The following is a 26,151-nucleotide window of genomic DNA, read 5'->3' as shown; positions in this document are numbered from 1 at the left end:
GTGTTGCCCTGCCCTGGCCACCGTGCAGTCGTCCAGGCTGATGCCAGCGCTTCACCTGGGGAGCCTAGACCGGGATGACGTCACTGTGCTGTACCCGATCTGCCGACAGGCGGGCCAGAAATCGGTATTCGATCCGCCACTCAGCAAGATCAGGAGGTTACTATGCTTCAGGCAAGCCGGGTAAGGACGCAGTGTTGCCACTGCGCCCTCCCCTAAGAACCGTGCTTGCGACTTTCACCGCACACGGCTCAAGCCTTTCAAAGCCTCGTTGAGGAAGCCGGTTTCACAACCTTGAACCTGCGTGCACGCGCGATCTGATGACAGTCCGGATGCAGCATGACCAGATTAGCGTTGGTGTCCCGTCCGCCGTCGACCGTTCGTTCCACATGGTAAAGACGCCACCATGTAGATTTCGTGATCAACTGCTGGCAGACAGGACATTTCCGCCCCTGATCAAGCCACATCCGAATCAGTCGAGTGCGTCCCTTGATTGAGTCCCGCATGGCAAGACCCAACCGGTCCTCGAAGTAGGATTCGCTTTTTGGATCGTAAGGATTCGCATCGGCCCGGATTTTCCGGTGCCGCTTGATCGACGTACTAGCAATGTCATATAGCGTCAGAAGCTCGGGAGCCCCTGTACTGAGCGTCTTGCCCGTCTCCGTGGCAAAGACCCAGTGCCGAAATCCGACGGTATGGAAGTATTTCCGTCGCACCCAATCTGCGCCTTTGTTGGGATGTCGGCGCCTCGCCCAGCGCCACAGACTTTGCCACATTGCACAACTGACTTTGCCGAACGTGTGCTTCGACACAACATGCCGATAATAGTTGGCCCACCCGCGAAGCAGTGGATTGAGCCTTCCTATCAGTTCGTCTTGCCGCATCATCGCGCTGCCCTTGATCACCTCCCTGAGCTTGCGCAGAAAGCGCTGAACGCTGGCGCTGGCGGGCTTGATCAACAGCTTGCCGCCATATTTGCGCACGTTCATACCCAGGAAGTCGAACCCATCGCCGATATGCGTGATCCTGGTCTTTTCCGGCGACAGGGACAGTCCTCGTTCCGCCAGAAATTGCTTGACCATCGGGACAACTTCTTCGGCCAGCACTTCACGTGTCGCGCCGGTTACGATGAAGTCATCCGCATAACGAACGATGTTGACCTTGGACGGGTTGTGGGGTCCTCTGCGGTACTTCGAGCGCAGACAGTCCTCTAACCCATCCAATGTCATGTTCATCAACGTCGGCGAGACGATACCCCCTTGCGGTGTACCAGCCGTCGTTGGATGCAGGACATTGTGGTGCAGGTAGCCAGCCTTCAGCCACATCGACATTGTCGCCTTGTCCGTAGGGATATTGGCGACCAGCCAGTCATGCGATATTTCATCAAAGCAGCTACGGATATCAGCCTCAAGAACCCACTGCGCGCTGAAGCGAGTCGCCAAGATAGTGAAGCACTGGCCAATCGCGTCGGCGGTTGATCGTGCGGGCCTGAATCCATACGAATTCGGGTCCGCCGTGGTTTCCGCCACAGGCTCCAGAGCGAGCAAATACAGCGCCTGCTGCGCCCGGTCGATCATGCAGGGAATCCCCAAGGGCCGCTGTTTCCCGTTGGACTTCGGGATGTAGATCCGTCTCAGCGGACGAGGCCGATAGCCCCGCCGTTTGAGCAACGACACTGCTTTGAGCTTGGCCCCCGGCGTGGACCAGGTGATGCCATCCACGCCGGAAGTTCGTTTGCCGCGGTTCTCAGTTACCCGTTTCACGGCGAGTGCCTTGCCGCTGAACGAGTGGGTCAGCAGCCATTGCAGGGCTTTCACCCTGCCGTGTTTGCCTTCCTGTGTTGCCTTCACGATACGCGCTTGCAGCCTCCTGATCTCGCGATGGCATCTGGTCCAGTCGATGCTGTGCCAGTGCGTCGCGCAATCGGAGGGCGCACCAGTGCCGCTTTGCCGCACCGTCATCTGCCTCCCCTCCTTCAAAGGTTTATCAAACTCTCTCGTGATGAAAGACCATGCGGAAGTCTGCCCGCTTTCGCGTGGGATGATGTTGCCTGCCGACGCAATCCCTATGCGTTCGATTACAGAACGCCATTCGCTTTTTCCGCACTCCTGTACCCGCACCGCCAACAATCTTCCTTGCGGTTGATCTGCCCATAGGGCAGCGATACGGGCTTACCGTGTTCCCCATCGTTTGCAGGGATGGTTTAGGTTCGGTCTGTCCACCGGTAGCGCTTCTTGTCCGTGTTGCCCCATATTTTAGAGAGCAAGCCCGCTACGTTCCCTGTTGGGTAGGGCCTGTCAGTGTCTTTGGCCCTTCTGCAATAACGATGGTTACGACCGTTCAGATACCTTAACCTTGCCATCCAGCCTAGCGCCCCATCCGCATCGACACTCGCAGATGCACCTCGGCCTCGCGGCTCTGGTGTGACTGACGTCGGGCTACATTGTCCCAGTGGCTTCACACCGAGCTGTTACCGGCCCCGCATGCACTGGTAGGCTACGGGCGACGGAACGCCCGGTTTCCTCCCTCGTTGAGGTGAAAACAACAAACAATGCGACCTCACGTCGCAAAAAATAATTTACATTGCACTTTGTGATGCAGAACAGGCCGGATGAAACAGGAGACTGGATAATCCTGTTGTAATTCAGTCACTTATGTGCGGATGGCCAATGTCGGCGTTCGCGCACGCGGGACGAAATCCCAAGCGCACAAAGTGCATTCAGAGGCCATAGACCCCCATGCCTGACGATCGAGATACGCTGGCCGCCACGAAACTGACGCGAACGGAATTTGCCGTCGTGCGGGCGTACGCCCAGGGCATGAAGCCCCTGGAGATCGCCAACCGGTACCTGCAGGACCCCGACGACGACGACGATCTGACCGAGCACCAGGCCATACAGCGCATCCTGGCGCTGCGCGACCGGTTGGTCCAGTTCGCTTTGCAGCATGATCGCCCCGATATCGCGGAGATGTTCGAGGCGCTGCGCGGGCGCTCCGACGCCGGCATGACTCGCCGGGTAGATGCGCTGACTTCGATCGAACAGTTGGGCCAGGGGCGCCCACTGCCAGGGCATCAGGTCTCCCTCTGGTTCGGCCCCAGTCTGTCTCGACGACTGATGGCAGCGGGCATCCGGACGATCGCCGACATGACCGACCTGGCCAATCGAAAAGGCAGCGGCTGGTGGCGTCATGTACCGCGTATCGGGCGACATTCCGCGGAGATCATCGTCCGCTGGCTTGGCACGCAATCCGCCCAGACGGCGCTCAAGGTCAGTCCGCATGTGCTCGTATCGGCACAATTAGTGGATCGTAAGGCACTTTATGCTCAGGCATTGGGACGAGGTATGGCATTCCCTGTTCCGCTTGAACTGATGCGTGCACCGGAAACATTTGCTCCCTGGGCGATGGCGCTCGGGGAAGAACTCAAAGACGTTCAAGGATGGGTGGCGGCACGGGCGAGCTCTCCAAACACCTGGAAGAGCTACCGTCGCGAGGCCGAACGGTTTCTGCTCTGGGCTGCCGGGCAAGGTAAGTCATTGCGTGCCATGGCCGCCGAAGACCTGGATGCGTATCGGGCGTTCCTTGGCAATCCAGAGCCATCATCATTCTGGTGTGGCCCGGCCGGTCCGCGTGACAAGGCGCACTGGCGGCCGTTCGAAGGGCCATTGCGTACCAGTTCCTGCGAGGCGGCGATGCGGGTGATCAGCGCGCTGTTGCGGGCATTGCGCAAGGGAGATTCAGCCAGCTTGGCGCGGAGCGGCGTCGTCGAGGATGGGATTGCCACCGTGCAGGCATCCTCCAAACCGGCGGCGTTACCCCGCGAGACGATCGAATCGTTCCTGGCCTGGCTGGGTGCCAGCCCGTCTTCGCCACGGCAGCGTGCTGCGCTGGCGGCAGCGCTACTGCTCGCTCGTCACGGAATCCGGATCGTCGAATTGGCTTCGTTTCGCCTGGTTCATTTTTCCTGCTCACCGTCTGCGGCGCCCCCTACGGGCCGACTGCTGCTCGAAGCAAAGAGTACGGCGAGGCGTGGTGAGATCGTCCTGGAGGAGGATGCGTGGTCCGCCCTGTCGGCCCATTGGACAGACCGACAACTGGCTTGGGATACGTTGAGTGAGGGATGGGATCCGGATGCCGCGTTGCTGGCGCCGATCGAGTACCCGTCGACAGCACGGGGGCGAGCCAAGCAATCGATAGCGACTGCAGGTTACTCGGCCAGTGGCTTGGAGCAATTGCTCCGGGCAAGCTGGAGACGTTTTGCTGAGACGCACGACGTCGACGTCGAAGCCTTCACGCCGAGGCAGTTGCGGTTGGGGTGACTGCGATCCAATAGAGCAGTTTCGTCACCCGATTGGATCGCAATGGATAGTGATGGTTGGAGGATGCTCAGATCAGCGTCTTGTCCAGGCCGAAGCGGGCCTTGAGGACGTCGAGCAGGTCTTCCCGGGCACTGCGGTCGGTGAGTTGAACATCAAGCATGACACGGCCGGAGTCCCACTCTTTGATCGTCCCGAGTAGCTGGCCCGATTCGGTCCGAATCTTGTACTGGCGGCTGATCTCTTTGACCTTGCGGGACTTCCCTTCCTGGGCCTGCTTGCGAATCGCTTCGACCTCGCGGCTGGACATGCCGTCGTTCATGATTCGCGTGGCCAGATCGCGCGTGCGGTCTTCGCCAGCAACCTTGCAGTACAGCGTCAGTTCGTAGCCGGTAGCAATCCCGATCGCGCTCGGACGTTCGCGCATGACCGCCAGAACGGACTCGGGCAGCTTGAGCAAGGCCAGTGTCTTGTTGACGGTGCCGGCCGACATTCCGGTCAGTTCGCAGATTTCGTCCTCCTTCTGAACCTTGCCTTCATCGAGCAACTGGCGCCAGGCGATGGCGTTGTCGAGTGCGGACTGGTCCGACCGCTGCTCGTTGAGCAGGAAGGACAGGCGATAGAAATCGAGATCGCTCAGGTCGGTCTCGATGAAGCATTCCATCTCGAGCTTGCCCGCTGACGCCAGCGCGCGCTTGCGGTAGTGACCGTCGATCAGGATGTAGTGGCCGGGACGGGTCGGGTCGGACGCAGCCAGACCCGGCGTCTTTTGACCATGCGTGGCGATCGACGCCGCGCGCTCCTGCACAACCGCCGGATCGTAGATGCGGCGGGCATTGAAGGGGTTGTCATGCAGCTGGGCGATGGGAATCTTTATCAGCGTCCGCCCTTCGATCACGCTCTCATCACTTTCAGCGCTGAAAGTCGATTGCGGCGGCATTGCGCGCGCCGACTGCAACAGCCCATTTGGGTGCTGGGAAATGGCCGCCTCCGCACGCGCGAACCGGTCGATCGCGTCGCTGCGGGTCTTTTCTGCGGCCATGCCGGCGAGCATCCCCGCCTTGAGACTCTTCAATTTCGTTGCCATAGGTATTACTCAATCAGGGACAAGATTTCGTCCACCATCATGTCGACTTCCTGCACGGCCTCTCGTGCGCCCGGCACGCCATGCACCGTGCAGCCAATGGCTTGGCACTCTCGAAAGGCCGAACGCGAACCGACCATTGCGTTCAACAGCGGCACATCGCCGTCATCACCGAGGATCTCGATGGCCTGACGTGCAATAGACACGCGGCGCTGGACCATGTTCGCCATCACACGGATCTGAAGCGTTTCGTTCTGTACCTGGGCGTGCTGCGCCAACGTTTTGGCGGCAACGGCTGCCCAGAGGTCTGGCGGCGACGGCACAACGGGGATGATCGCGAGATCGGAGATCAGCAAGGCGCTCGATGGGGCTGCCGAATGGACGGCAGGCGGGCAATCGACAAGGATGTAGTCGTAATCGTTGACGAACTTGCGCACTTCCCGGTGCATGGCGCCTCCCGAAGGAGCCAATCCGATCACTGAGGCCGGAAATGGGCGTTCGTCGCTGGCTTGCGCAGCCCAGCGCGTAGCAGTGCCTTGCTCATCCATATCCACCAACAGCGAGCGGGCACCGCGGAGTCCAAGCGTGCCAGCGATATGCATACTGACTGTGGTCTTGCCGCAGCCGCCCTTTTGGTTGAAAACGGTGATGATCTTTGCTGCCACTACGGCCTCACTTTCAGCGCTGAAAGCGCGAATGATGGTATTCAGTTAAGGCGTCACTTTAGCCAAATAGACATTCCGCTACAACCCGTTTTTCAAAAATTGAAATTTTGAAATCCGATCGAGAGCGTAAGGACGTTGCAGCGCAAAAGAATGCGAGTGATAGCCTGCCAAGCAACGGAAATCCGCTTGAATTGCCTGCGCAGATCGCTTCTTCTTGAAAAGCGGTACGGAATCCGCCTAAAGTAGGGGTAGTGCGCTCTACGGCGCACATGACACCGCAACACATTGTGGTTATGATGCCTGCTACAGTCGAGTCAAGTCGTGTCAACCTCGTCGGCTTCCGTTCGGTTTCTACGAGAATTCAACATGCTTGAGCGGTTGTTTGCGCTGTGTAACGAACTTGCTTCGAAAGGAAATTCTTATGGCAACCGGTACGGTCAAGTGGTTCAACGAGACCAAGGGTTTCGGCTTCATTACTCCGGATGACGGTGGTGCAGATCTGTTTGCTCACTTCTCGGAAATCCAGGGCAGCGGCTTCAAGACGCTGAAGGACGGTCAACGCGTGACGTTCGAAGTGAAGCAGGGCCCGAAGGGTCTGCAGGCATCTGCAATCAAGCCTGCGTAAGCTGGACCACCACCAGCGCCGGCGTATCGCGTCAGTGACTCGTCCGGCAGCAAAAAAGGCAAGCGTAACGCTTGCCTTTTTTGTTTTGCCCGACCAGGGGGCTCAGGAAAGCTTGCGGACGCTCGTTCGAGATGGCTGCAGGATCAGCGCCTTCGAAGAGTCTGCATCCACCTTCGCCCCGGGATAGACCACGAGCACATCCTTGAGCGCCTTACGGAATAGCGCCCGGAATTTGCGCTCGCTTTCCGTTTCCGTACCGAACTGCATCTGCAAGGCTTCCCAGGGAATCTCGGTGCGCCGCTGAATCGTGAAGAAGCGATACGTTAGCCACGAATACACGTCCAACGCGAAAGGCGACTGCTTGAGTGCCTTGAGCGCACGCATATCCACGGGTACAGGGCGGTTGACCAGCTCGTTGAAAAACGGTTCGGACAACACCACGAAGCTCTCGAACATCGAGCCTTGCCCTGGCTGCATCGGATCCCACCATGTCGACAGCTGATCCGCCAGCAAGTACCCAACGCGATCGATCGATAGTGGTTCATGATTCGGCGCCTGATTCGGCACAGGCATCGACTTGTTCTGCACGATCGCAATCGTCGCTGAGAACAACCGGATCATCTGCTGGCGCACCAGCGTCATCGTTCCACGCTTGCCCCCGGTAGCCATCGGGATGCCGAGGTTGTACATGAACTCGGACAGCGAGTTGCCAAGGGAAATACGTCGATCCTCGACGGTTCCTGTGAACTCGCCCCGCTTCTTCTTGGCCATGATCTCCTTGCCGATCCATGCCAGCATCAGGCGCGGATAGGAGCCATAAGGGTAGCCAAGCGACACCGTTTCCGAGACAAGCTTCTGCCGGCCGTTCGTAGCCCGCTCGGAGCGCTGCTGCGTGAAATAGCCAGGCTGGATCATCAGCGAGATGTTGCCACTGGTGCGCGTCCACACCGGCGGCGCGCCCTTTGGGGCGCGATAGGGCAACGTTACCTGGACGCTGGCACGGCTCAGAAAGCCTACTTCACCGCTTTGCCATGCGTCCTCGCGTTCCATGGCCTGAGCCTCGTCGAACAGGCGCTGGAATTTTTCGGATGGGACAAGGCCGTTCTCGTTTCCGGGAACGATGATACGGGATGGCTCGTTGTCCCCTACCAGGACGGAGCGATCCTCGGCGATGGCCATTGAGCGTTTGATCGGCATATTGACGGGCTTCGAATTACCCGCCTTTGTACGCGATCACGTAAACGTTGTCACGCAGAAACGGGTACGTATACGTATTTCCCATGCCTTCGTGCTGGCTAACGGGTTTCAGGTGCCGGGTATCCGGCTAGTGGCGAGATGGCAGGTCGACGGTGGGCAATCCCGAAGGGTTGTCCACGGTTGCCTGCTCATCCACTACAAGTAAACGATACCGATACGGGTTAACTACTCGTAAACCGTATACGGAGTGACTCGATCCCTGATTACAAAAGAGAATTTGACCCTACTTGTACCCGTTTCTGCGAGTAAACGTACCTGATTCTGCGAACGGTCGAACCCGAATCTGCGACAAACCGAACCCATTTCAGCGCAATCGCCGAACCGGATTCTGCGTGGATAAGTCACTGATCCCACAGGGTTTTCCACAGCAGGAAAGCACAAAAGCGTACCCGTTTCTGCGCGGAAGCCTCGGGGGGCGTCGATATGACACGCACTCCTGCATCAGAAAGGGTGTTGTCCACGCAGAATCGGGTACGCAAACGGCTTGTCAGCATCGCGAACCTGCCCCAGGCGTACCCGATTCTGCGTCCGTATCGGCCGATAACGAACCCGTTTCTGCGCTGAACCCCAATCGACACGCAAAAACACCAAAGCGTACCTATTTCTGCGGCGTACCCAATTCTGCGAGTGGGGCCGAAATCACCCGTATAAGCCCGTCACGTACCCATTTCTGCGTACGCGAATGCCATACGTAAGGACGCTGGCGTACCTACTTCTGCGAGCCGAGGCGACGTATACGATCAGCTCCGCGGACATGCGGTACGTATACGTCGGATTTCCCCAAAAGCTAGTGCACACTTAGCACGTATACGTCCAGGGTGACTTCTTGCCTTGCGTACCTGTTTCTGCGACGCACCTCCGTATACATGTGAGGTTAAAGACCGACAAGGCTGGTGGGGAACAACGACTCCGTACCCGTTTCTGCGTACGAACGTTGGCAAACAGCGTACCCGTTTCTGCGAGAACCCTTCGGGATGGGACCTCTGCGCCGTGGTGGCGAGTGCGCTGTACCCGTTTCTGCGTGGATAACCCGATTGCCTCTTTGATAGGCAGGAAAAGTCGCCCAGCGTCCGTGACGCTGGGCGCTCAGGCTCGTTGGATCGGCGCGACATGAAGATAGACCTGCTTACCCACCAGGCGTACCCATTTCTGCGGAGCAATTGGAGGTGTCCGTCGGATCCACGCGAAAAGCGTACCTATTTCTGCGTGCCCAAATGAATGGGCCAGGACGAGGGGACGGTGCAGGCCAGCTTAGACGGAGGACAAAAGCGTACCCGATTCTGCGAGAGGGCCAGGAGTGGGTAGGGGCTGCCAGGGGGATGCTGGGGTGATGCTTGGCTTGGGGCGCTATGAAAGCAATGGGCGTAAAAAACCCGCCATAAAGGCGGGTTTTTCGCGATCAAGCGCACCGTCAAGGTGCACTCGAAATCACAACGCTTACAGCGGGGTGATGTTCGCAGCTTGCAGACCCTTCGGGCCGTTCTTGACTTCGAACGACACGCGTTGGTTTTCCTGCAGCGACTTGAAGCCGTCGGCACGGACTTCCGAGAAGTGAGCGAACAGATCGTCACCGCCAGCGTCCGGCTTGATGAAGCCAAAGCCCTTGGCGTCGTTGAACCACTTTACGATACCGGTTTGCATGGTATTACTTTCCAAAAAAAATATAAAAGAAACCGATGGTGCACACACCACCGTACAGCGAACTCAAGGAAAGGACACCATGGACAACCGAAGTACCAAGACGGTGGCTAACGAATGAACTGTTGCCTCGTCGCTTGAATCTGGCGGAGATTTATACGGGGGATTGAGGCTCCCGTCAAGGCAGGGGATTACCCGAACCTAAGCTGGATCAACAAACCCAGCATATGGGATCATCTCGCCTTTTTGCATATTGTCGATGAAGTGCCCGCTGGCAGACAGCGCTGGCGCCGCAATGAGCACTTCGTCAACAGTCAGGAGACCAGTGATGTCCACGTCGGACCAGAGGCCACGGCCAGGCAGCGAATCCACCCTCGCACAGCCATCGACCGGTGTGCTCGAGCGCCTCTTCAAGCTCGGTGAACACAAGACCGACGCCCGCACCGAAATTCTCGCGGGCGTGACCACATTTCTTACCATGGCGTACATCATTTTCGTCAACCCGAGCATCCTTGGCGATGCCGGTGTGCCGAAAGATGCAGTGTTCGTGGCCACCTGCCTGGCCGCCGCCATCGGCACGTTGATCATGGGGTTCTACGCGAACTATCCGATCGCGATGGCGCCTGGCATGGGGCTGAACGCTTATTTCGCCTACACGGTCGTCAAGGGCATGGGCTTGCCGTGGGAAGCCGCGCTTGGCGCGGTTTTCATTTCAGGCTGTCTCTTCTTGCTGGTGACGCTGTTCCGTGTGCGCGAGATGATCGTCAACGGGATTCCGCACGCGCTGCGCGTGGCAATCACCGCGGGCATTGGCCTGTTCCTCGCGATCGTCGCGCTTAAGAATGCAGGCATCATCACAGCCAGCCCGGCCACGCTTGTCACCATCGGCGACCTGCATCAGACGTCCGCGATCCTGGCGGTGATTGGCTTCTTCGCCATCGTCGCGCTGGATCATCTCAAGGTGAAAGGCGCCATCCTGATCGGCATTCTCGGCACCACGATCCTGAGTTTCGTTTTCGGTGGGAACACGTTCCACGGCGTATTTTCCGCGCCGCCATCCATCGCCCCCACGCTGTTCAAGCTTGATATTTCCGCTGCGCTGTCGATCGGCATCGTCAACGTCGTGCTGGTGTTCTTCCTGGTGGAGTTGTTCGATGCCACGGGCACGCTGATGGGCGTGGCCAATCGCGCCGGGCTACTGAAGGCGGGCCGGATGGACCGTCTGAACAAGGCGTTGATGGCGGACAGCACCGCGATCATGGCCGGCTCGTTGCTCGGCACGTCGTCCACCACGGCCTATATCGAAAGCGCTTCGGGCGTGCAGGCCGGCGGCCGCACGGGCCTGACGGCGGTGACCGTGGCGGTATTGTTCCTGGCGTGCCTGTTCATCGCGCCGCTGGCTGGTACCGTTCCCGCCTACGCAACGGCGCCCGCGCTGCTCTATGTCTCCTGCCTGATGCTGCGCGAGTTGGTCGATGTGGACTGGAGCGACGCAACCGAGGTCGTGCCCGCGGTGCTGACGGCGCTTGGCATGCCGTTCACGTACTCGGTGGCCAACGGCGTGGCGTTCGGTTTCATCGCCTATGCCGGCCTCAAGCTCCTGACCGGCCGCGCACGCGAGGTGCCGGTGATGGCGTGGGTCATCGCTGCCGTCTTCCTGTTCAAGTTCTACTACCTGCCGGGGCACTGAGCACGGCGGCTAGAGCATATGCAGTAAAAACAGGGCGGCTTCGGCCGTCCTTTTTCTTTCTGCGAGCGTTGTTATGCCATCGTCAAAATGAAAACGATGACATTCGGCGGATGGAAATGCTGCAGTGCGTACCTATTTCTGCGTATGAAACGCGGGATCGGGACGCCCACCGTACCCGTTTCTGCGAGGAATGTGAGTGCTTATTTACCTTGCAGCCTCCGCATAAAGCCGCGTACACGCCTCATACAAAAGTATGAGAGTAGGAGGAAGGGGACTACGCCGGGCTGGACAAAAGAGGCCAAATGCACTGAACTATAGGCGTGGCAAAAATTTGAGGGCGCAAGAAGCGCCCTTTCTTGACTCCGGGATTCGGAGGACGCCGGCGATAACCGGCAAGCGTTTCCAACAAAGCGCCAGGTCCGGCAAGCTTCAGCCGATACAAGGACCGGCCGACAATGAGACCGTTCGCTTTCGCGCCAACGGCTTCGCCACCACGAAATAAAGAGCGCGTGAACCAGATACGCGTCATATAAAGACAGATCCAATCCAGAACAGAGATAGTGGTAACAAGCGAACGTGTAGTGCCGGGGGATGTTGTTCAACGGGGAACAGATCATGACCGCAGGAGAAATCCGGCGTCCCGCCATCGGGCCCATCAGCGAATCCGCCAAGCCGTCCGCCCACCGTGCGTGGACTGTCCTGGGTGAATCGTCGAACGGCATCGCGCTGTCAGACTGGCACGAGGATTACGCCATTGCCGAAGTCGCCGCCGTGCTTGCCGATGACCAAGACGTATCGCCGCGCACCCGCGCCGCGGTAGAAGGACTACTGCACCGGCACCGCCTGCTGGCCGAAGAGCTTTCGCGACAGCGCAAGCTGCTCCAGGAATGGATTCTCAGCCAGCAGACCTACAAGACGCTGTACTTCCAGTACTCCGGCCAGTCGCCCGACGCACCGAACATCGAACTGATGCTCGAAAAGGACATGGTGCGCCGACGAATCCGCGACCAGCTGAGCGCAGGACGCGACCAGGTCAGCGTCGCGGAAGAACCCCCACACAGTTTGTCCAGACCGTGATTCCCACGTTGCGCGCGGCACCGACCGCGCAGCCAGCGGACCCCGAACGGGCCATGCGGCTCGCCGCCACACCTGCGGGCTTGGGTTCCGCCACTAACAAGAAGTTCAACGTCCGGGAGAACGTCATGGACCGACTGTGCAAGGCGCCGACACGGACCGCACAGATCGTGCTCGTGTCGCGCTATGAAGATTTTGGATTTAACGCGAACCAGTTTGGCTCCGGATGGGAAATCCGCCGGGTGCAGCAGGTTCGCGACCTCGAGCGCCTGGTGCGTGCGAGTTCGCCCATGGCTGGCGTGCTCGACCTGCAGACGCCTTACACCGATGCCGAGCTGAGCCAGCTCGAACAGGCGCTACAGCACCTGCATGTGATGTGGGTCGCCATTACATCCACGGCAATGCTGGAGGACGAGCGCATCCGTCGTCTGATCCGGGACTATTGCGTCGACTACGTGCGCACGCCATTCTCGTTCGACGAGTTGCTTTACACGCTCAAGCACGCGCATGGCATGGCATGTCTGCATGGCGCTCGTTCGCCCGAACTGGTGGCGCGCGGGCCGATGATCGGAGAATGCGCGCCCATGCGCAACATGTTCCGCTCGCTGGCGAAGGTCGCGCACAACGACGCGCCGGTGTTTATCTCCGGCGAATCGGGCACGGGCAAGGAACTCGCGGCCCAGGCCATCCACGAAGCGTCGAGCCGCCGCAAGGGGCCGTTCGTGGCGATCAACTGCGGCGCGATTCCATCGCACCTCGTGCAATCGGAACTGTTCGGCTACGAGAAGGGCGCGTTCACCGGCGCGAACCAGCGCAAGATTGGCTGGATCGAACAGGCCCAGGGCGGCACGCTGTTCCTCGACGAGATTGGTGACCTGCCGCTGGAAAGCCAGGTTGCCCTGCTGCGATTCCTGCAGCAAGGCATGATCACGCGCCTGGGCGGGCACCAGTCGATTCCGCTCGACCTGCGCATCATCTCCGCCACGCACGTAGACCTGGTGGCGGCACAGAGCGACGGCCGGTTCCGCTCCGATCTGTTCCACCGGCTCTGCGTGCTGACACTGACCATTCCGCCGCTGCGCGAGCGTGGCGAGGACATCCTGCTGCTCGCGAATACGGTGCTGGCCGAACACGGCCACGAGGCGCACCGGCGTATTCGTGGCTTCTCCACCTGCGCGACGCAGGCCATGATGCAGTACATGTGGCCGGGCAATGTGCGCGAACTGATCAACCGCGTGCGTCGCGCCATCGTGATGACCGACAACCGGAAAATCACGGCGGAGGATCTGCAATTGCACGGTGGGGTGGAGGTGCCACGCAAGACGCTGGACGCAATTCGCGAGGAGGCGGAACGTGAGGCGATTCGCTCCGTCATGGCCAGCCATGGCTTTCACGTGGTGCCGGCGGCGCGCGAGCTCAACGTGTCGCGCGTGACGCTATACCGGTTGATGCACAAGCACAACATCCGCATCGACACGCAGCCCGGCGCGTCGGCGGAGTAGCGACTTCGATGCAGAAAATTCTGAAACAGCACGTGCAGTAAGTGCCAAGGGAGACCTGGCGACGTCCGCTCGCCAAGTCTCCTTTGTCCTGCCGCCCGGACAGCGGTGGCAGGCTAGCGCGGCTTGGCCCGCGCAATGCCGAACGATTCCTCCTCCCGGAGTGATCAGCTCATGCTGATCTTGCCGCGCCGTCCGCGCGGCGGCGTGGTGCCATCGTGGTTGTGATCGGGCAGCGCCTCGTGCGGATCGATCGCGCTATCGCGAGCCTGCCGCTCATCGGATTTTGCCGGCTGGTCCGGCTTGAAGCGCACGTCTCCCCATGCCCAGCCGAAGGTACGGACATAGGTGTCGTTGCTGACGGCCGCATGGCTGTTCAAGTTCACGTCGTCGGGCCGGTCGAAGTATGCGTAGTTGCCTGCCAGGGCCGGCGTCGCAATGCTCGAGAGCAAGGCCAGCGCGAGGGCGGCAAGGACTCTAGCGTGCATGGGTGGCTCCCTCCCTCACTAAAAAAGGTGCCCGCCGGGGGACGGAGCACGTAAACCGGTGTAGATCCGCGCGCGACAAAAAGCAACGACCAATCACCCGCCCGCGCGAGAAAGCGGCCCGTCAGTAACTGGGCGGCCCGCTGCGGGATCGGCTGGCGCAGGCAGCCACGCCACAGCCGGCGGCCGCGCAATAGGACGTGGCGGGTCGTCTGGGCGCTCGCGGCGACGGAAGCAGGGGCGGCGACAGCAGATCCTGGACGCTTGGCGCGGGGCCCGCAAGTCGATAGGCGCGTCTGCGCGCCGTCATGCGCGCTGGTGGATGACGCATGGCTGTTTCCTCTCCCGGGGTTACTTTCGTATTGTTGTCACTGGCTCGTGTTCTTCTGGCACTGACTCTCCAGAGCGACAAGCGTGCCAATGTCATGCTTTCTCTTGTGCCGCAAGGCCTGCAGGCCGTTGACGTGCCAAGCGTTCCCGGCGGGATGGCATGCTTCGATGCCATTCGGTTTCGCGGCTGTAACCGAAGGCGTGAATGTCGGCTGCAAGCGCGTGCACGCGCGCAACAAGCCGGCAAACCGTGGGCGCGTCAGCGGGCCGGCCTGGTCGGCAGCGCGGGCCGGATTCGGGGGGAAACGGAAGATGAGCGGTGGATTAACGGCCTGCGCATCCACTGGAAGGGCGGCCATGCGAGTCCAGGCCACGAGGTGAGCGGTTCGGCGTCCACATGGCATGTCCGGCGTGGCAGACAACGATGCCTGTGCACCTTGTTGCAACGCTGAAACAGGCGGTCAGGCGATCCGCTGCCGCAGAAATGGGTACGCTCGATGCTTGCCGAACCAGACCGCACGGCGCTCGGTGCCGTGTTCTAGCGAGGCGTGCCGGCCGGGGACGACGCGCTGGTGCCTGCGGCTTGCGATCCGTTACTGGAGATGGGTTTGGGGCCCGGCCCCGGCGCCTGATTCCGATCGCATCCTGCCAGCGCGCCCAGGCAGAACGTCAGGCAGAGCGTCAGCCCGATGCCGCGCACAACATGGGACCGGCCAAGCATGGTGCGAATCACGATTGCCTCCTGATATCCCGGCGAGTGGATGACCCGGCCGGTTATTGTGCCTTGATCTACTCTAGCAGGCGTGTCCGCGCGGTGCTTGACCGCGCGCACTATGATGAACTCACGCCCGGATGCTGATGACGGCGGTCGTATTCATCGTGGCGCGGCCGCACGACTTTGACGGTGCCGATCTCTCCACTTATGCTTGGCGAAGTTACCCAAGGATGAACGCCATGCCCCCTGAACACGCCCCAAACAACCCGGAGCAGGCTTCCTCGCAACGGGCGCCCAGGCGCTGGCTTCCAGACCGGCACACCGGCGGGCGCACCGTGCGCGTGGTGTCGGCCTCAATCAATTCGTGGCTGGACCATCGCGCCGCCAGCAAGGGCGCGGCGTTGTCCTTCTACATGCTGTTCTCGCTGGCGCCTATCCTGGTGCTGGTCATTTCCATCGCCGGACTGTTTTTCGGCGCCGAGGCGGCGCGCGGTGAGATCTTCGCGCAGATTCAGGATCTGGTCGGTGCCAAGGGCGCCGCCGCGATCGAGGGCATTCTGGCCGCCACGCATCGCGCGGGCGGCAGCGGTGTGGCGGCAGTCATTGCCACCGGCATCCTGTTCGTCGGCGCCACCAGCGCGTTTGCAGAGCTCAAGAGCAGCCTGGACGACATCTGGCATGCGCCGCCGCCGGCCGGCGCTGGCTGGCAGAAGCTGCTGCGGGCCCGGCTGCTGTCGTTCAGCATCGTTCTGGTACTGGCTTTCATGCTGCTGGTGTCGCTGATCGTGAACGCCGCGCTGGCCGTGATCGACCGTTTCTGGGGGCAGCTCTGGACGGCCACATGGTTCGCGCCGGTGGCTGAAGGCATCTCGACGCTGTTTTCGTTCGCCGTCGTTACCGCGCTGTTCGCGGTGATCTTCAAGATGCTGCCGAATGCGCGCATCGCGTGGCGCGACGTGATGATGGGCTCCGTCATCACGGCCCTGTTGTTTGCCGTGGGCAAGCGCCTGATCGGCCTGTACCTGGGCAACAGTGCGGTGGCATCGTCGTACGGGGCAGCCGGATCGGTCGTGGCGCTGATGCTCTGGATCTATTATTCGGCACAAATCTTCTTCTTCGGTGCCGAGCTGACGCGCCAATACGCACTGCAATTCGGTAGTCTGCGCGGTCATGATCCCGCGCAGGAGCGCGAAACGGTAAAATAGCGCCCCTGTCCGCCCTCGGGCCAGCCGCGCCCCGGCGCCGCTGCGCCATTCGGGCCTTTGCCATCACCAGATATCACCTGCCAGGTTCCCCCAGCCGTGAGTTCGCTCGTTTCCGAAATTGCGCGTCGGCGCACATTTGCCATCATCTCCCACCCGGACGCGGGTAAGACCACACTGACCGAGAAGCTGCTCTGGTTCGGCGGCGCGATTCAGGTGGCGGGCGAGGTGCGCGCGCGCAAGGCCGACCGCCACGCCACCTCGGACTGGATGGAGCTGGAAAAGCAGCGCGGCATCTCGGTGACGTCGTCGGTGATGCAGTTCCCGTATCAGGCGCGTCCGGAGTTGCCCGAGAACATCGTGAACCTGCTCGACACCCCGGGCCACGAGGACTTCTCCGAAGACACGTACCGCACGCTGACCGCTGTGGATTCGGCCGTGATGGTGATCGACTCGGTCAACGGCGTGGAAGCGCAGACGATCAAGCTGCTCAACGTCTGCCGTTTGCGCGCCACGCCGATTCTCACGTTCATCAACAAGCTGGACCGAGAAGGCCGCTCGCCGATCGAACTGCTCGATGAAATCGAGGACGTGCTCCAGATTCAGTGCGCGCCGATGACCTGGCCGATCGGCATGGGCAAGGCATTCCGTGGCGTGTATCACCTGATCGACGACAAGGTGCAACTGTTCGACCCGAAGGGCGAGAAGGGCACGGCGGCAATCATCGACGGCATCGACAACCCGGAACTCGACCGTCTCCTCGGCTCGCAGGCCGAGGAGCTTCGCATCGAGGTGGAACTGGTGCGCGGCGCGTCGCACACGTTCGACAAGGAAGCGTTCCTGGCCGGCAAGCAGTCGCCGGTCTACTTCGGCTCGGCCATCAACAACTTCGGTGTGCAGTCGCTGCTCGACGCGCTGTGCGAGCTGTCGCCCCCGCCGTTGGCGCGCCAGACCGAAAGCCGCACCGTGGAGCCCGAGGAGGCCAAGTTCACTGGCTTCGTGTTCAAGATCCAGGCGAACATGGACCCGCGTCACCGCGACCGCATTGCGTTCGTGCGCGTCTGCTCGGGCCGCTTCGATCGCGGCATGAAGCTGCTGCACGTGTCGCAGGGCAAGACTGTCGCGATCAACAACGCCATCACCTTCATGGCGCAGGACCGTAACACGACTGAGGAGGCCTTCGCAGGCGACATCATCGGCGTGCCGAACCACGGCACGATCCGTCTCGGCGACGTGTTCACGGAAGGCGAGCCGCTGCGCTTCACGGGCATCCCGTCGTTCGCGCCCGAGTTCTTCCGCCGCGCGCGACTGAACAACCCGCTCAAGGTCAAGCAGCTGCAGAAGGGTTTGCAGCAGCTTGCCGAAGAAGGCGCGACGCAGATGTTCCGTCCGCTGGCTTCGAACGATCTGGTGTTGGGTGCGGTCGGCATGCTGCAGTTCGATGTGGTGGCGCACCGCCTGGAGCATGAGTACGGTGTGGACGCGATCTTCGAATCGCACGAATGCGCCACGGCACGCTGGCTGAAGGGCGATCCGGCCGAAATCGAGAAGCTGATCGACAAGGCCGGGCACAACGTCGCGCTCGACGGTGCGGGCGACCATGTCTACCTGGCCCCGAGCATGGTCAACCTGCGCCTGACGCAGGAGCGCTTCCCGAACATCAGGTTCCTGGAAACGCGCGAGATCGCCTGATCCCCAGCGCAGTTCGATAACGGAAACGGCCCGCATCTGCGGGCCGTTTCCGTTGGTGCGTGAGGCGTGACCTGTCAGTACGCCAGCGATGCCTGGATATAGAACGTGCGTGGCATGCCGACGTACATGCCACGGTTGTTGTCGGTGGAACGCGTGAAGTAGCGGCGATCGAACAGATTCTTGATGCCGACTGCCAGCTTCAGGTTCTGCGCGGCCTTGCCGAAGTCGTAGCCCATGCGCATGTTCAGTAGCGCATAGCCGGGAATGTCGCCAAGCGAGCCATCCGCCGATTGCTGCGTCTGGTACACGGGGTTGTCGCCGGCCGGATCGCCTGGCGAGTGTTGCTTCGACTGCGCGTAGCCATCGACGTTGATGGACCACCGGTCACGCGCGTAGCGCATTCCCAGCGTCGCCACGTGGCGCGAATAGAAGGGCAGGTCGCGGCCAGCGAACGCGCCTTGCTGGTAGGTGGCGTCCGTGAACGTGTACGTGGCGTAGGCGGTCAGGCCGGCCAGCGTTTTCGTCAGCGAACCGAAGTCGAAGCGCAGCCCCGATTCGATACCGCGGTGCTTCGTCGCCCCAAGGTTCGTCCATGCATCCTGCGAGCCGTTCCGGCCGGCACGCAGCTGCAGTTCGTCATCGAAGTTGATGTTGAATAGCGTCAGCTCACCGCCCCAGCCGTGCACGTCGTTAAAGTGCGTGCCGATTTCGTAAGTCTTGGCCTTCTCGGGCGTCAGACCGTTAGTGGTGCGGTTGATCTGGAAGTACTGGACGGGCCCAAACGAAACGCCCGCATTGGCGAAGGCGGTCCAGTTGTCGGTGACGTGGTACATCACCGAGACCGACGGCAGCGGCTCGTTCGCCGAATTGTCGGTTCGCTTGCCGGTCACGTTGTCCGTGATGTTCGAGCGGATGAATTCGTAGCGCAGGCCCGGCGTGATCGTCCACTTGCCCCAGTTGATGGTGTCGTCGATGTAGATCGCGTTGGCCGTGGTGCCGCCGTCGCTGGACTGGTACAGGTTGGCAGGCAGGTCGGGCGCGTACACGCTGCCCGGCGTGTAGAGGGCCGTGCGCGTTGCCCGTTCGGAACTGGCCTCGCGCAGATAGCGATAGCCGACGCTGATCTCGTTGCTGACGCTGCCGGTGCGGAACAACTGCGAGTAGCGCGGCTCGATCGCGAACACGTGATAGTTGCGCGGTGATTTGGTCAGCCGCATCTGGCTGCCGTTGGGCTGCTCGAGCGTGCTGCCGCGGAAGCTGTCGGTGTAGTACGTCAGGACTTCGAACTTGCGGTTGTTGTCATTGTGCGCGTACTTGAGCGAGAAGTCCGTGCGGCGGCCCGAGAAATCGTCAAACGGGCGCGTGGACTGGAACGGGTTGGCCGCGAATTGCTCCGGCGTGAGGCCCCCAGGCATTCCGGCGTGCGCTTCGTAGTAGTGGAACGCGGCCGAGAGCTCGTCGGTCTTGGAGATCCGATAGGCGCCCTTGAGCATCAGGTCGTCGATATCGACGTTGTCATTGCTCTCGCGGTAGCCATTGCCATGCACGCCCGAGTAGAGCAGGGCGCCACCGAGGCCATTGTCGTTGGTGCCGCCGATGAAGGCGGTGGGGTTGGCCTTGGCATTGCCACCGTGGCTGTAGATGTCGGTGGAGACCGACGCGTCTGCCGCGAAGGTCTGCGGGATCGGGCGCGTCACGAAGTTGATGATGCCGCCCACGTTCTGCGGGCCGTATCGCACCGAACCCGCCCCACGCACCACGTCGACTGCCGCGAGGTTGCCCAGCGAGGTAGGAGCCATCGACAGTTGCGGCTGTCCATAGGGCGCCACGGCCAAGGGCACGCCATCCATCAGGATCGTCGAACGTGGGGAGAGCCGCGAGGTCAGCCCGCGCACGCCCACGTTCAGCGAGATATCGCTGCCGCCGGTGCCATTGTTGTCCTGCACCTGCACGCCTGGTACGCGCTTCAGCACGTCGCGCACGTTATTGGCGCCCGTCTCGACAATGGCCTCCCGGTCGACAATGGTCCGGGCGCCGGGATGCTCCAACACCTTTTCTTCGTTGGGGGCCTCGAGCCAATTGCCCACCACGGTCACGGCGTTGAGCGTGGTTTCATCGGCACGGGTGACGGCCGGTGCGGTCTGGGAGCGGGAGGCGAGAGGAAGGGCGAGCAGGGCGACGCCGGTGGCGCAAAGGGTCAGGCGAAAAGCTGGCAGCACGGTGAACATCCGAGGTAGGCAAATACAAGTGCCTGATGGTGCGCAGCGCGTCGCGAAAAGCGTGCGCTGCGTCACAAGGCCTCGAAAGTATAAATAGGAATGATTCGCAGCTACATTGTTAACGGCAAATTTTGTCTGACATGTGGCGTAAATGCATCAACGTTGATACATGAAAGCGCCAGCACCTCCCGACCGCCTCGTTTAGAATCACCACCTTTGTGTCCAAGTGCACGCATTCGTGCGCTTCCCGCCTCGCAGTACACAAAATGTGCTGCCGAAGCGTCTCCGAAGCGCTCCTTCGAGTGCCGATACACCCCATGTCCACCGCCCCCGCGCAAGCGGCCGACGAGCCGCAAACCGTCTTTCGTGATCCTGCTTTCCGGCATTTCTGGTTTGCCCGGCTCTGCACCACCATCGCCTATCAAATCTTCACTGTCGCCGTCGGCTGGCAGATGTATGACCTGACGCGCGATCCGTTCATGCTCGGCATGGTCGGGCTGGTGCAGTTCCTGCCGTCGATCGTCCTGCTGCTGATGTCGGGTCATGTGGCCGACCGGTTCGATCGCCGCATCGTGGTGCGTACCTGTCAGGTGCTGGAAGCACTGATCGCGGCGTCGATGGCCGTGGCGAGTTTCTCGGGCTGGGTCACGAGCGAGCACATTTTCCTGTTCGTCGCCGCGATCGGCGGGTGCCGCGCCTTTGAAACCCCCACGCTCCAGGCATTGCTGCCCAGCGTGGTGACGTCACGCCAGTTGCCACGCGCGGTGGCGTTGTCGAGTTCGGCGGGGCAGACCGCGATCATCATCGGGCCGGCGCTGGGCGGCTTTGCCTACGTAGCGGGGCCCGGTGTGGTCTATTCGATCAGCGCCGCGCTGTTCGCGATTGCCGCGGTCCTGGTCACAACGCTGAAGCTCCGGCAGGCCGCGCAGCGGATGACCGCGCAGGCCAGCCTCAAGACGCTGTTCGCCGGATTTGCCTATATCCGAAGCCATCAGGTGCTGCTGGGCGCGGTGTCGCTGGACCTGTTCGCGGTACTGCTCGGCGGCGCCACGGCGCTGCTGCCGATCTACGCGCGAGACATCCTGCATACCGGTCCGTGGGGTCTTGGCCTGCTGCGCTCGGCGCCCGCGATCGGTGCGTTGACCACCGCGCTCTGGCTGGCCCGCAACCCGCTCAACCGTCGCGTCGGGCGCGTGATGTTCACGGCTGTGGCGATCTTTGGTCTGGCGACGATGGTGTTCGGCGTCTCCAAATGGCTGCCGCTGTCGATGGCGGCGCTCGTGGTGCTCGGTGCGTCAGACATGATCAGCGTCGTAGTGCGCCAGACGCTGGTACAGCTCGACACCCCCGATGACATGCGCGGACGCGTGGGCGCGGTGAATTCGGTGTTCATCGGCGCTTCCAACCAGCTTGGCGAATTCGAATCCGGGGTGACCGCCGCGCTGCTCGGGCCGGTTGGCGCGGTCCTGCTGGGTGGTGTCGGCACGCTGATCGTGGTGGTGACGTGGATGCGCCTGTTCCCGAACCTCACCGAGCGTGATCGCCTGCACGACCATCATCCGGCCAAGGCAAGCTGAGCGGCATGGCCGCTCGCCGGCAGAAAAGCGTACCCGTTTCTGCGCGCCGGTGATCGCGCTATAGTCGCCCAATGTCCGTTCCCTCCACACCCCTCCATGACAACGCGGTGTTCTCAGCGCTCACGCAATCGCGTGCGTCGCTGGAGCGCGCCTGCGCGCTGGGTGACGGGTTTGGCCTCGCGCTCTGGCGCAACCGGATGGACGACACCGCGTATGCGCGGCCCGGCCATCACACGATGTCGGTATACCTCGAGGGCGGCTTCTCGACGTACCGGCGCGACGCACCCGACCGCAAGGGCGCGCCCGACCGCCTGTGCCTGCTGCCTGCCGACCATGAGTCTCGGTGGCACGTCGGCGGCACGCAGCGCTTCATGCATCTCTACTTCCAGCCCGAGCATCTGGCCTGGCACTGCGTGCGTGTGCTGGACATGGAGCCACGCGCGCTGCAGTTGCAGGACCGCTTGTTTGCCGAAGACGATGCGCTGGTGGCGCTGACCCGCCACATGGTTGCGCTCGATTGGGAAGCGCCCGACATGCGCATGGCCGCCAATGCGATGGCGCACGAGGCAGTGACGCGGATGCTGCTGTCACACGGTACGCGCCAGCCTTCGGTCGACTGGCGCGGCGGTCTTTCCGCCGCCGCGCGTCGGCGTGTGACGGAGTGGGTTCATGCCCATCCGGCCGCCAATCCCACGCTCGGAGACCTGGCCGCGCTGGCGGATCTGTCCGAGTACCACTTCGCCCGCATGTTCCGTATTTCATTCGGAATGCCCGCGCACGTCTGGATCATGCGCGCGCGGCTGTCACGGGCGTGCGGGCTGCTGGGCGACCGGCGGCTCTCGTTGCAACAGGTAGCCGACCAGGCTGGCTTTGCCTCCGCCAGCCATTTCAATAACAGATTCCGCGCCGCCTATGGGGTGACGCCGGGACAAGCGCGTGCCTCTGGAATGGGCGCACTGCCGCCTATTTCGGCCTCTCAGGCATCGTAAGGTGCACATTTAGGCCGTTTCGCTGCACTGCGTCACGCAGAAATGGGTACGCTTTTGCTGAAGACCGATCCGGAACGTCTCGGTCCGACGGGTGTCTACGAGCTTTGCCCTGAAAGGAAGGAGCCGACGGATGGACCTGAAATTCATTGATGCCGCCAAAGTCGAGGCCACCTGGACCTATCTCGCGCAATTCGCGGTTAGCCAGGGGCTGAACCTGTTGGCCGCGCTGGCGATACTGGTTACCGGGTGGTGGTTGTCCAGCCGCGTCAGCCGGGCGTTGACGCGGGCGCTGCAGCGCACCTACATCGACGACACCTTGAGGCCGATGCTGACCGCGGTGGCGCAATGGATCATCCGGATCCTGACCATCGTGCTGGTGCTGTCGCAGTTTGGCGTGCAGACCGCCAGCATCATCGCGATGCTGGGTGCCGCCGGCCTGGCGATCGGGCTGGCGTTGCAGGGCACGCTGCAGAACATCGCGGCCGGCATCATGCTGGTGCTGCTGCGGCCGTTCCGCGTCGGGCAGTACATCGACGCGCAGGGCGTGGCGGGCACGGTGCGCGAAACCGGTCTCTTCATGACCGAGCTGACGACGGCCGATGGCGTGTGCATGCGCGTGCCGAACGGCAAGATCTGGGGCAGCGCCATCACCAACTACAGCGAGAACCCGACGCGCCGCCTGGACATCGAGGCCATCGTCACGTTCGACAGCGACATTCAGGCGGGCCTCGATGCGCTCAAGGCCATGATGGCCGAGGAGTCACGCCTGCTGCCCGAGCCGAAGCCCGAAGTCATGGTGACCCGCTACACCGACCGGGGTATCACGCTGAACGCGCGCTACTGGACGAACAGCGGCGACTTCTGGAACGTCCAGTATGGCTTCTTCGGCCGGCTGCAACAGCGGCTGGAGGATGCCGGTTGCCGCCTGGCCGTACCCGTGCAGGAAGTACGCAGGCCAGAGAGCGGCGACGCCGCCCGGGCGTAACCCACACGCACGCAAAACGCGTGCAAAAGGCGTACAAAACGCGCGCAAGAATCGTACGCAGAAACGGGTACGCTTTCGCGGCCGCCACCCCGGCGGCCGTCCCCCCAATTCCCTCAATGCTCTTCCGCGAACAGCGAGCACGCGCCGGCTTCGGCCGTGCTCACGTGCGCGCGAAAGCCGCCGAAGAGGTCGCGGCCCACGCCATGCCGATTGCGTGTCAGATCGGGCGTGTCCATGGGCCGTGACGCCCATTCCGCCTCGTCGACCCTGACCGTGAGCACGCCCGCCGGGGCATCCACGCGCACGATATCGCCCGTGCGGACCTTGCCGATCTCTCCGCCCGCATGCGCTTCGGGGCAGACGTGGATGGCAGCCGGTACTTTGCCCGATGCGCCCGACATGCGGCCATCCGTCACCAGCGCCACGTGGAAGCCGCGATCCTGCAGCAATGTCAGTGTCGGCGTGAGCTTGTGCAGCTCCGGCATCCCGCACGCGGACGGGCCCTGCCACGGGAGCACGGCCACGAAGTCACGCTCCAGTTCGCCACGCTTGAAGGCAGCCAGCAGATCGTCCTGGCGATGGAACACGATGGCGGGTGCTTCCACGACCTGATGCTCGGGTTTGACGGCCGATGTCTTGATGACGCAGCGGCCGAGCTTGCCATCGAGCAGCTTGATACCGCCGTCGGGCGCGAACGGGCTGTCGGCGGTGCGCACGATGGTGTCGTCCAGGGATTTCACCGGGCCGTCGATCCAGCTCAGCTTGCCGTCTCGCAGCACCGGCTCGCGCGTGTAATCGGCCAGACCGGTGCCGGCGATCGTATTGACGTCGTCATGCAGCAGCCCCAGCGACAGCAGGCCGCGTATCACCACTGGCAACCCGCCGGCCGCCTGGAACTGGTTCACGTCGGCCTTGCCGTTCGGGTACACGCGCGCCAGCAAGGGCACGGCGGCGGACAGCTCGTCGAAATCGTCCCAGGTCAGCAGAATGCCGGCCACGCGGGCCATGGCGATCAGGTGCAACGTGTGGTTGGTGGACCCACCCGTGGCCAGCAACCCGACGATACCGTTCACAAAGGCGCGTTCGTCCAGGACTTCGGCAATCGGCATGTAGCGCGTGCCGCCGTGGACGAGCCGCAGCGCCTGGCGCGCGGATTCGCGGGTCAGGGCCTCGCGGAGCGGCGTGTTCGGATTGATGAAGGCCGTGCCCGGCAGATGGAGGCCCATGATCTCCATGAGCATCTGGTTCGAGTTGGCGGTGCCGTAGAAGGTGCAGGTGCCCGGGCCGTGGTACGACCGCGTCTCGGCTTCCAGCAGTTCCTCGCGCCCGATCTTGCCTTCCGCGTAGAGTTGCCGGATGTGCGCCTTTTCCTCGTTGCCCATGCCGGTCGTCATCGGGCCACCCGGCACGAACACGGCGGGCAGGTGTCCGAACGACAGCGCGCCCATCACCAGGCCTGGCACGATCTTGTCGCACACGCCGAGGCAGAGCACGCCGTCGAACATCTGGTGCGATAGCGCGACCGCGGTGGCCATCGCGATCACGTCACGCGAGAACAGCGACAGGTCCATGCCGTCCTGGCCCTGCGTGACTCCATCGCACATGGCCGGCGTGCCACCGGCGAACTGCGCGGTACCGCCGGCGTCCAGCGCGGCTTCCTTGATCCACTGCGGAAAGGCATTCAGCGGCTGGTGTGCGGACAGCATCTCGTTGTAGGCCGACACGATTGCGAGATTCGGCCGCTCCTGCGCCTTGAGCCGGATCTTCGCATCATCGGGCATCGCCGCCACACCGTGTGCGAGATTGGTGCACGACAGGTTGGCGCGTTCGACCTTCTGGCCCGCCATGGCGCGGGTGCGCTCCAGGTAGGCCTGGCGGGTAGGGGCACTGCGGGCCACGATGCGGGCCGTGACCGCATCCAGTACGGGGTGGCGGGGCATGGAAGTCTCCTGTAGGGCGCTATCAGCGTAGTCGAAATTCATGGGCATCATCGGAATGCCGTCCGGATCGGCGACCTGCCCGTTTGCGAGGGCGTCTGCATGTGGGATTGAAGCGGCTCACGGTTGTTCCGCCACGGTGATCTGGGCCACGCAGAAACGGGTACGCTTTGGG

The 26,151-nt window shown here is 62.1% G+C and carries 19 protein-coding genes; 10 read left to right on the top strand and 9 right to left on the bottom strand.

Translation table 11 applies throughout. From position 1 onward, the window contains the following. Nucleotides 1–257: 257 nt before the first annotated feature. A complete protein-coding gene (gene ltrA / locus RN01_RS32120) occupies nt 258–1,958 on the bottom strand; it encodes a group II intron reverse transcriptase/maturase (RefSeq protein ID WP_029700476.1) in 1,701 nt (566 codons plus the stop codon). A gap of 777 nt (nt 1,959–2,735) precedes the next feature. Between ltrA and RN01_RS32115 the strand changes: the two genes are divergently transcribed. Then, entirely contained in the window at nt 2,736–4,316 is a 1,581-nt protein-coding gene (locus RN01_RS32115) for a phage integrase family protein (protein WP_017511227.1), read from the top strand. A 67-nt stretch (nt 4,317–4,383) separates the two neighbouring features. Here RN01_RS32115 and RN01_RS32110 read toward each other — a convergent pair whose 3' ends face one another. Together RN01_RS32110 and RN01_RS32105 are read right to left on the bottom strand one after the other, a co-directional pair. Further along, nucleotides 4,384–5,400 carry a ParB/RepB/Spo0J family partition protein gene (locus RN01_RS32110; protein ID WP_017511228.1) on the bottom strand — a complete coding sequence of 339 codons (1,017 nt, stop codon included), beginning with the start codon at nt 5,398–5,400 and terminating at the stop codon, nt 4,384–4,386. Between the two features lie 5 nt (nt 5,401–5,405). Then, nucleotides 5,406–6,062: an AAA family ATPase gene (locus RN01_RS32105; protein WP_008646379.1), complete on the bottom strand. Its 657-nt coding sequence runs from the start codon at nt 6,060–6,062 to the stop codon at nt 5,406–5,408. A 421-nt stretch (nt 6,063–6,483) separates the two neighbouring features. Between RN01_RS32105 and RN01_RS32100 the strand changes: the two genes are divergently transcribed. Next, on the top strand, nt 6,484–6,687 hold the full coding sequence (locus tag RN01_RS32100) for a cold-shock protein (protein WP_006159056.1): 204 nt from the start codon (nt 6,484–6,486) through the stop codon (nt 6,685–6,687). Between the two features lie 102 nt (nt 6,688–6,789). Here RN01_RS32100 and RN01_RS32095 read toward each other — a convergent pair whose 3' ends face one another. Both RN01_RS32095 and RN01_RS32090 read right to left on the bottom strand, forming a co-directional pair. Continuing rightward, the gene (locus RN01_RS32095; protein WP_024570616.1) at nt 6,790–7,884 is read right to left on the bottom strand and encodes a replication protein RepA; all 1,095 of its coding nucleotides are present in this window, start codon (nt 7,882–7,884) and stop codon (nt 6,790–6,792) included. 1,497 nt (nt 7,885–9,381) lie between these two features. Further along, nucleotides 9,382–9,585, bottom strand: a complete 204-nt coding sequence (locus tag RN01_RS32090) for a cold-shock protein (RefSeq protein ID WP_008646365.1) — start codon at nt 9,583–9,585, stop codon at nt 9,382–9,384. Between the two features lie 325 nt (nt 9,586–9,910). Here RN01_RS32090 and RN01_RS32085 point away from each other — a divergent pair, with 325 nt between their 5' ends. From RN01_RS32085 to RN01_RS32075, 3 genes are all read left to right on the top strand, one after another. Beyond that, nucleotides 9,911–11,272 (top strand): NCS2 family permease, encoded by a 1,362-nt coding sequence (locus RN01_RS32085; protein WP_011520211.1) that lies wholly within the window; start codon nt 9,911–9,913, stop codon nt 11,270–11,272. 615 nt (nt 11,273–11,887) lie between these two features. Next, nucleotides 11,888–12,349 carry a hypothetical protein gene (locus RN01_RS32080; protein ID WP_024570294.1) on the top strand — a complete coding sequence of 154 codons (462 nt, stop codon included), beginning with the start codon at nt 11,888–11,890 and terminating at the stop codon, nt 12,347–12,349. A 125-nt stretch (nt 12,350–12,474) separates the two neighbouring features. Continuing rightward, nucleotides 12,475–13,848, top strand: coding sequence for a sigma-54 dependent transcriptional regulator (locus RN01_RS32075; RefSeq protein ID WP_017514649.1), 1,374 nt, complete (start codon nt 12,475–12,477; stop codon nt 13,846–13,848). Between the two features lie 164 nt (nt 13,849–14,012). On the opposite strand, the gene RN01_RS32070 is transcribed toward RN01_RS32075, so the two are convergent. Further along, nucleotides 14,013–14,333, bottom strand: coding sequence for a hypothetical protein (locus tag RN01_RS32070; protein WP_011520208.1), 321 nt, complete (start codon nt 14,331–14,333; stop codon nt 14,013–14,015). Nucleotides 14,334–15,198: 865 nt separating this feature from the next. Then, on the bottom strand, nt 15,199–15,393 hold the full coding sequence (locus RN01_RS33640) for a hypothetical protein (RefSeq protein WP_017514651.1): 195 nt from the start codon (nt 15,391–15,393) through the stop codon (nt 15,199–15,201). Nucleotides 15,394–15,614: 221 nt separating this feature from the next. On the opposite strand from RN01_RS33640, the gene RN01_RS32060 reads away from it, so the two are divergent. Continuing rightward, nucleotides 15,615–16,580 carry a YihY/virulence factor BrkB family protein gene (locus RN01_RS32060; protein WP_011520204.1) on the top strand — a complete coding sequence of 322 codons (966 nt, stop codon included), beginning with the start codon at nt 15,615–15,617 and terminating at the stop codon, nt 16,578–16,580. Between the two features lie 96 nt (nt 16,581–16,676). Then, on the top strand, nt 16,677–18,269 hold the full coding sequence (locus RN01_RS32055; protein WP_024570295.1) for a peptide chain release factor 3: 1,593 nt from the start codon (nt 16,677–16,679) through the stop codon (nt 18,267–18,269). A 74-nt stretch (nt 18,270–18,343) separates the two neighbouring features. On the opposite strand, the gene RN01_RS32050 is transcribed toward RN01_RS32055, so the two are convergent. Beyond that, nucleotides 18,344–20,497, bottom strand: coding sequence for a TonB-dependent siderophore receptor (locus RN01_RS32050; protein WP_029700355.1), 2,154 nt, complete (start codon nt 20,495–20,497; stop codon nt 18,344–18,346). Nucleotides 20,498–20,805: 308 nt separating this feature from the next. Here RN01_RS32050 and RN01_RS32045 point away from each other — a divergent pair, with 308 nt between their 5' ends. The 3 genes from RN01_RS32045 (at nt 20,806) to RN01_RS32035 (ending at nt 24,039) form a co-directional block, all read left to right on the top strand. Next, entirely contained in the window at nt 20,806–22,065 is a 1,260-nt protein-coding gene (locus RN01_RS32045) for an MFS transporter (RefSeq protein ID WP_017512200.1), read from the top strand. Nucleotides 22,066–22,136: 71 nt separating this feature from the next. Further along, entirely contained in the window at nt 22,137–23,054 is a 918-nt protein-coding gene (locus RN01_RS32040; RefSeq protein ID WP_024570297.1) for an AraC family transcriptional regulator, read from the top strand. A 130-nt stretch (nt 23,055–23,184) separates the two neighbouring features. After that, nucleotides 23,185–24,039 (top strand): mechanosensitive ion channel family protein, encoded by an 855-nt coding sequence (locus tag RN01_RS32035; RefSeq protein WP_017512202.1) that lies wholly within the window; start codon nt 23,185–23,187, stop codon nt 24,037–24,039. Between the two features lie 113 nt (nt 24,040–24,152). Here RN01_RS32035 and edd read toward each other — a convergent pair whose 3' ends face one another. Beyond that, the gene (gene edd, locus RN01_RS32030) at nt 24,153–25,979 is read right to left on the bottom strand and encodes a phosphogluconate dehydratase (protein ID WP_008646344.1); all 1,827 of its coding nucleotides are present in this window, start codon (nt 25,977–25,979) and stop codon (nt 24,153–24,155) included. Between the last annotated feature and the right edge of the window lie 172 nt (nt 25,980–26,151).

Source organism: Cupriavidus sp. SHE, from assembly GCF_000812445.1.
Lineage (GTDB): Bacteria > Pseudomonadota > Gammaproteobacteria > Burkholderiales > Burkholderiaceae > Cupriavidus > Cupriavidus metallidurans.
Note: the sequence above shows the minus strand (reverse complement) of the source record. Positions and strands in the feature narration are given on the sequence as shown.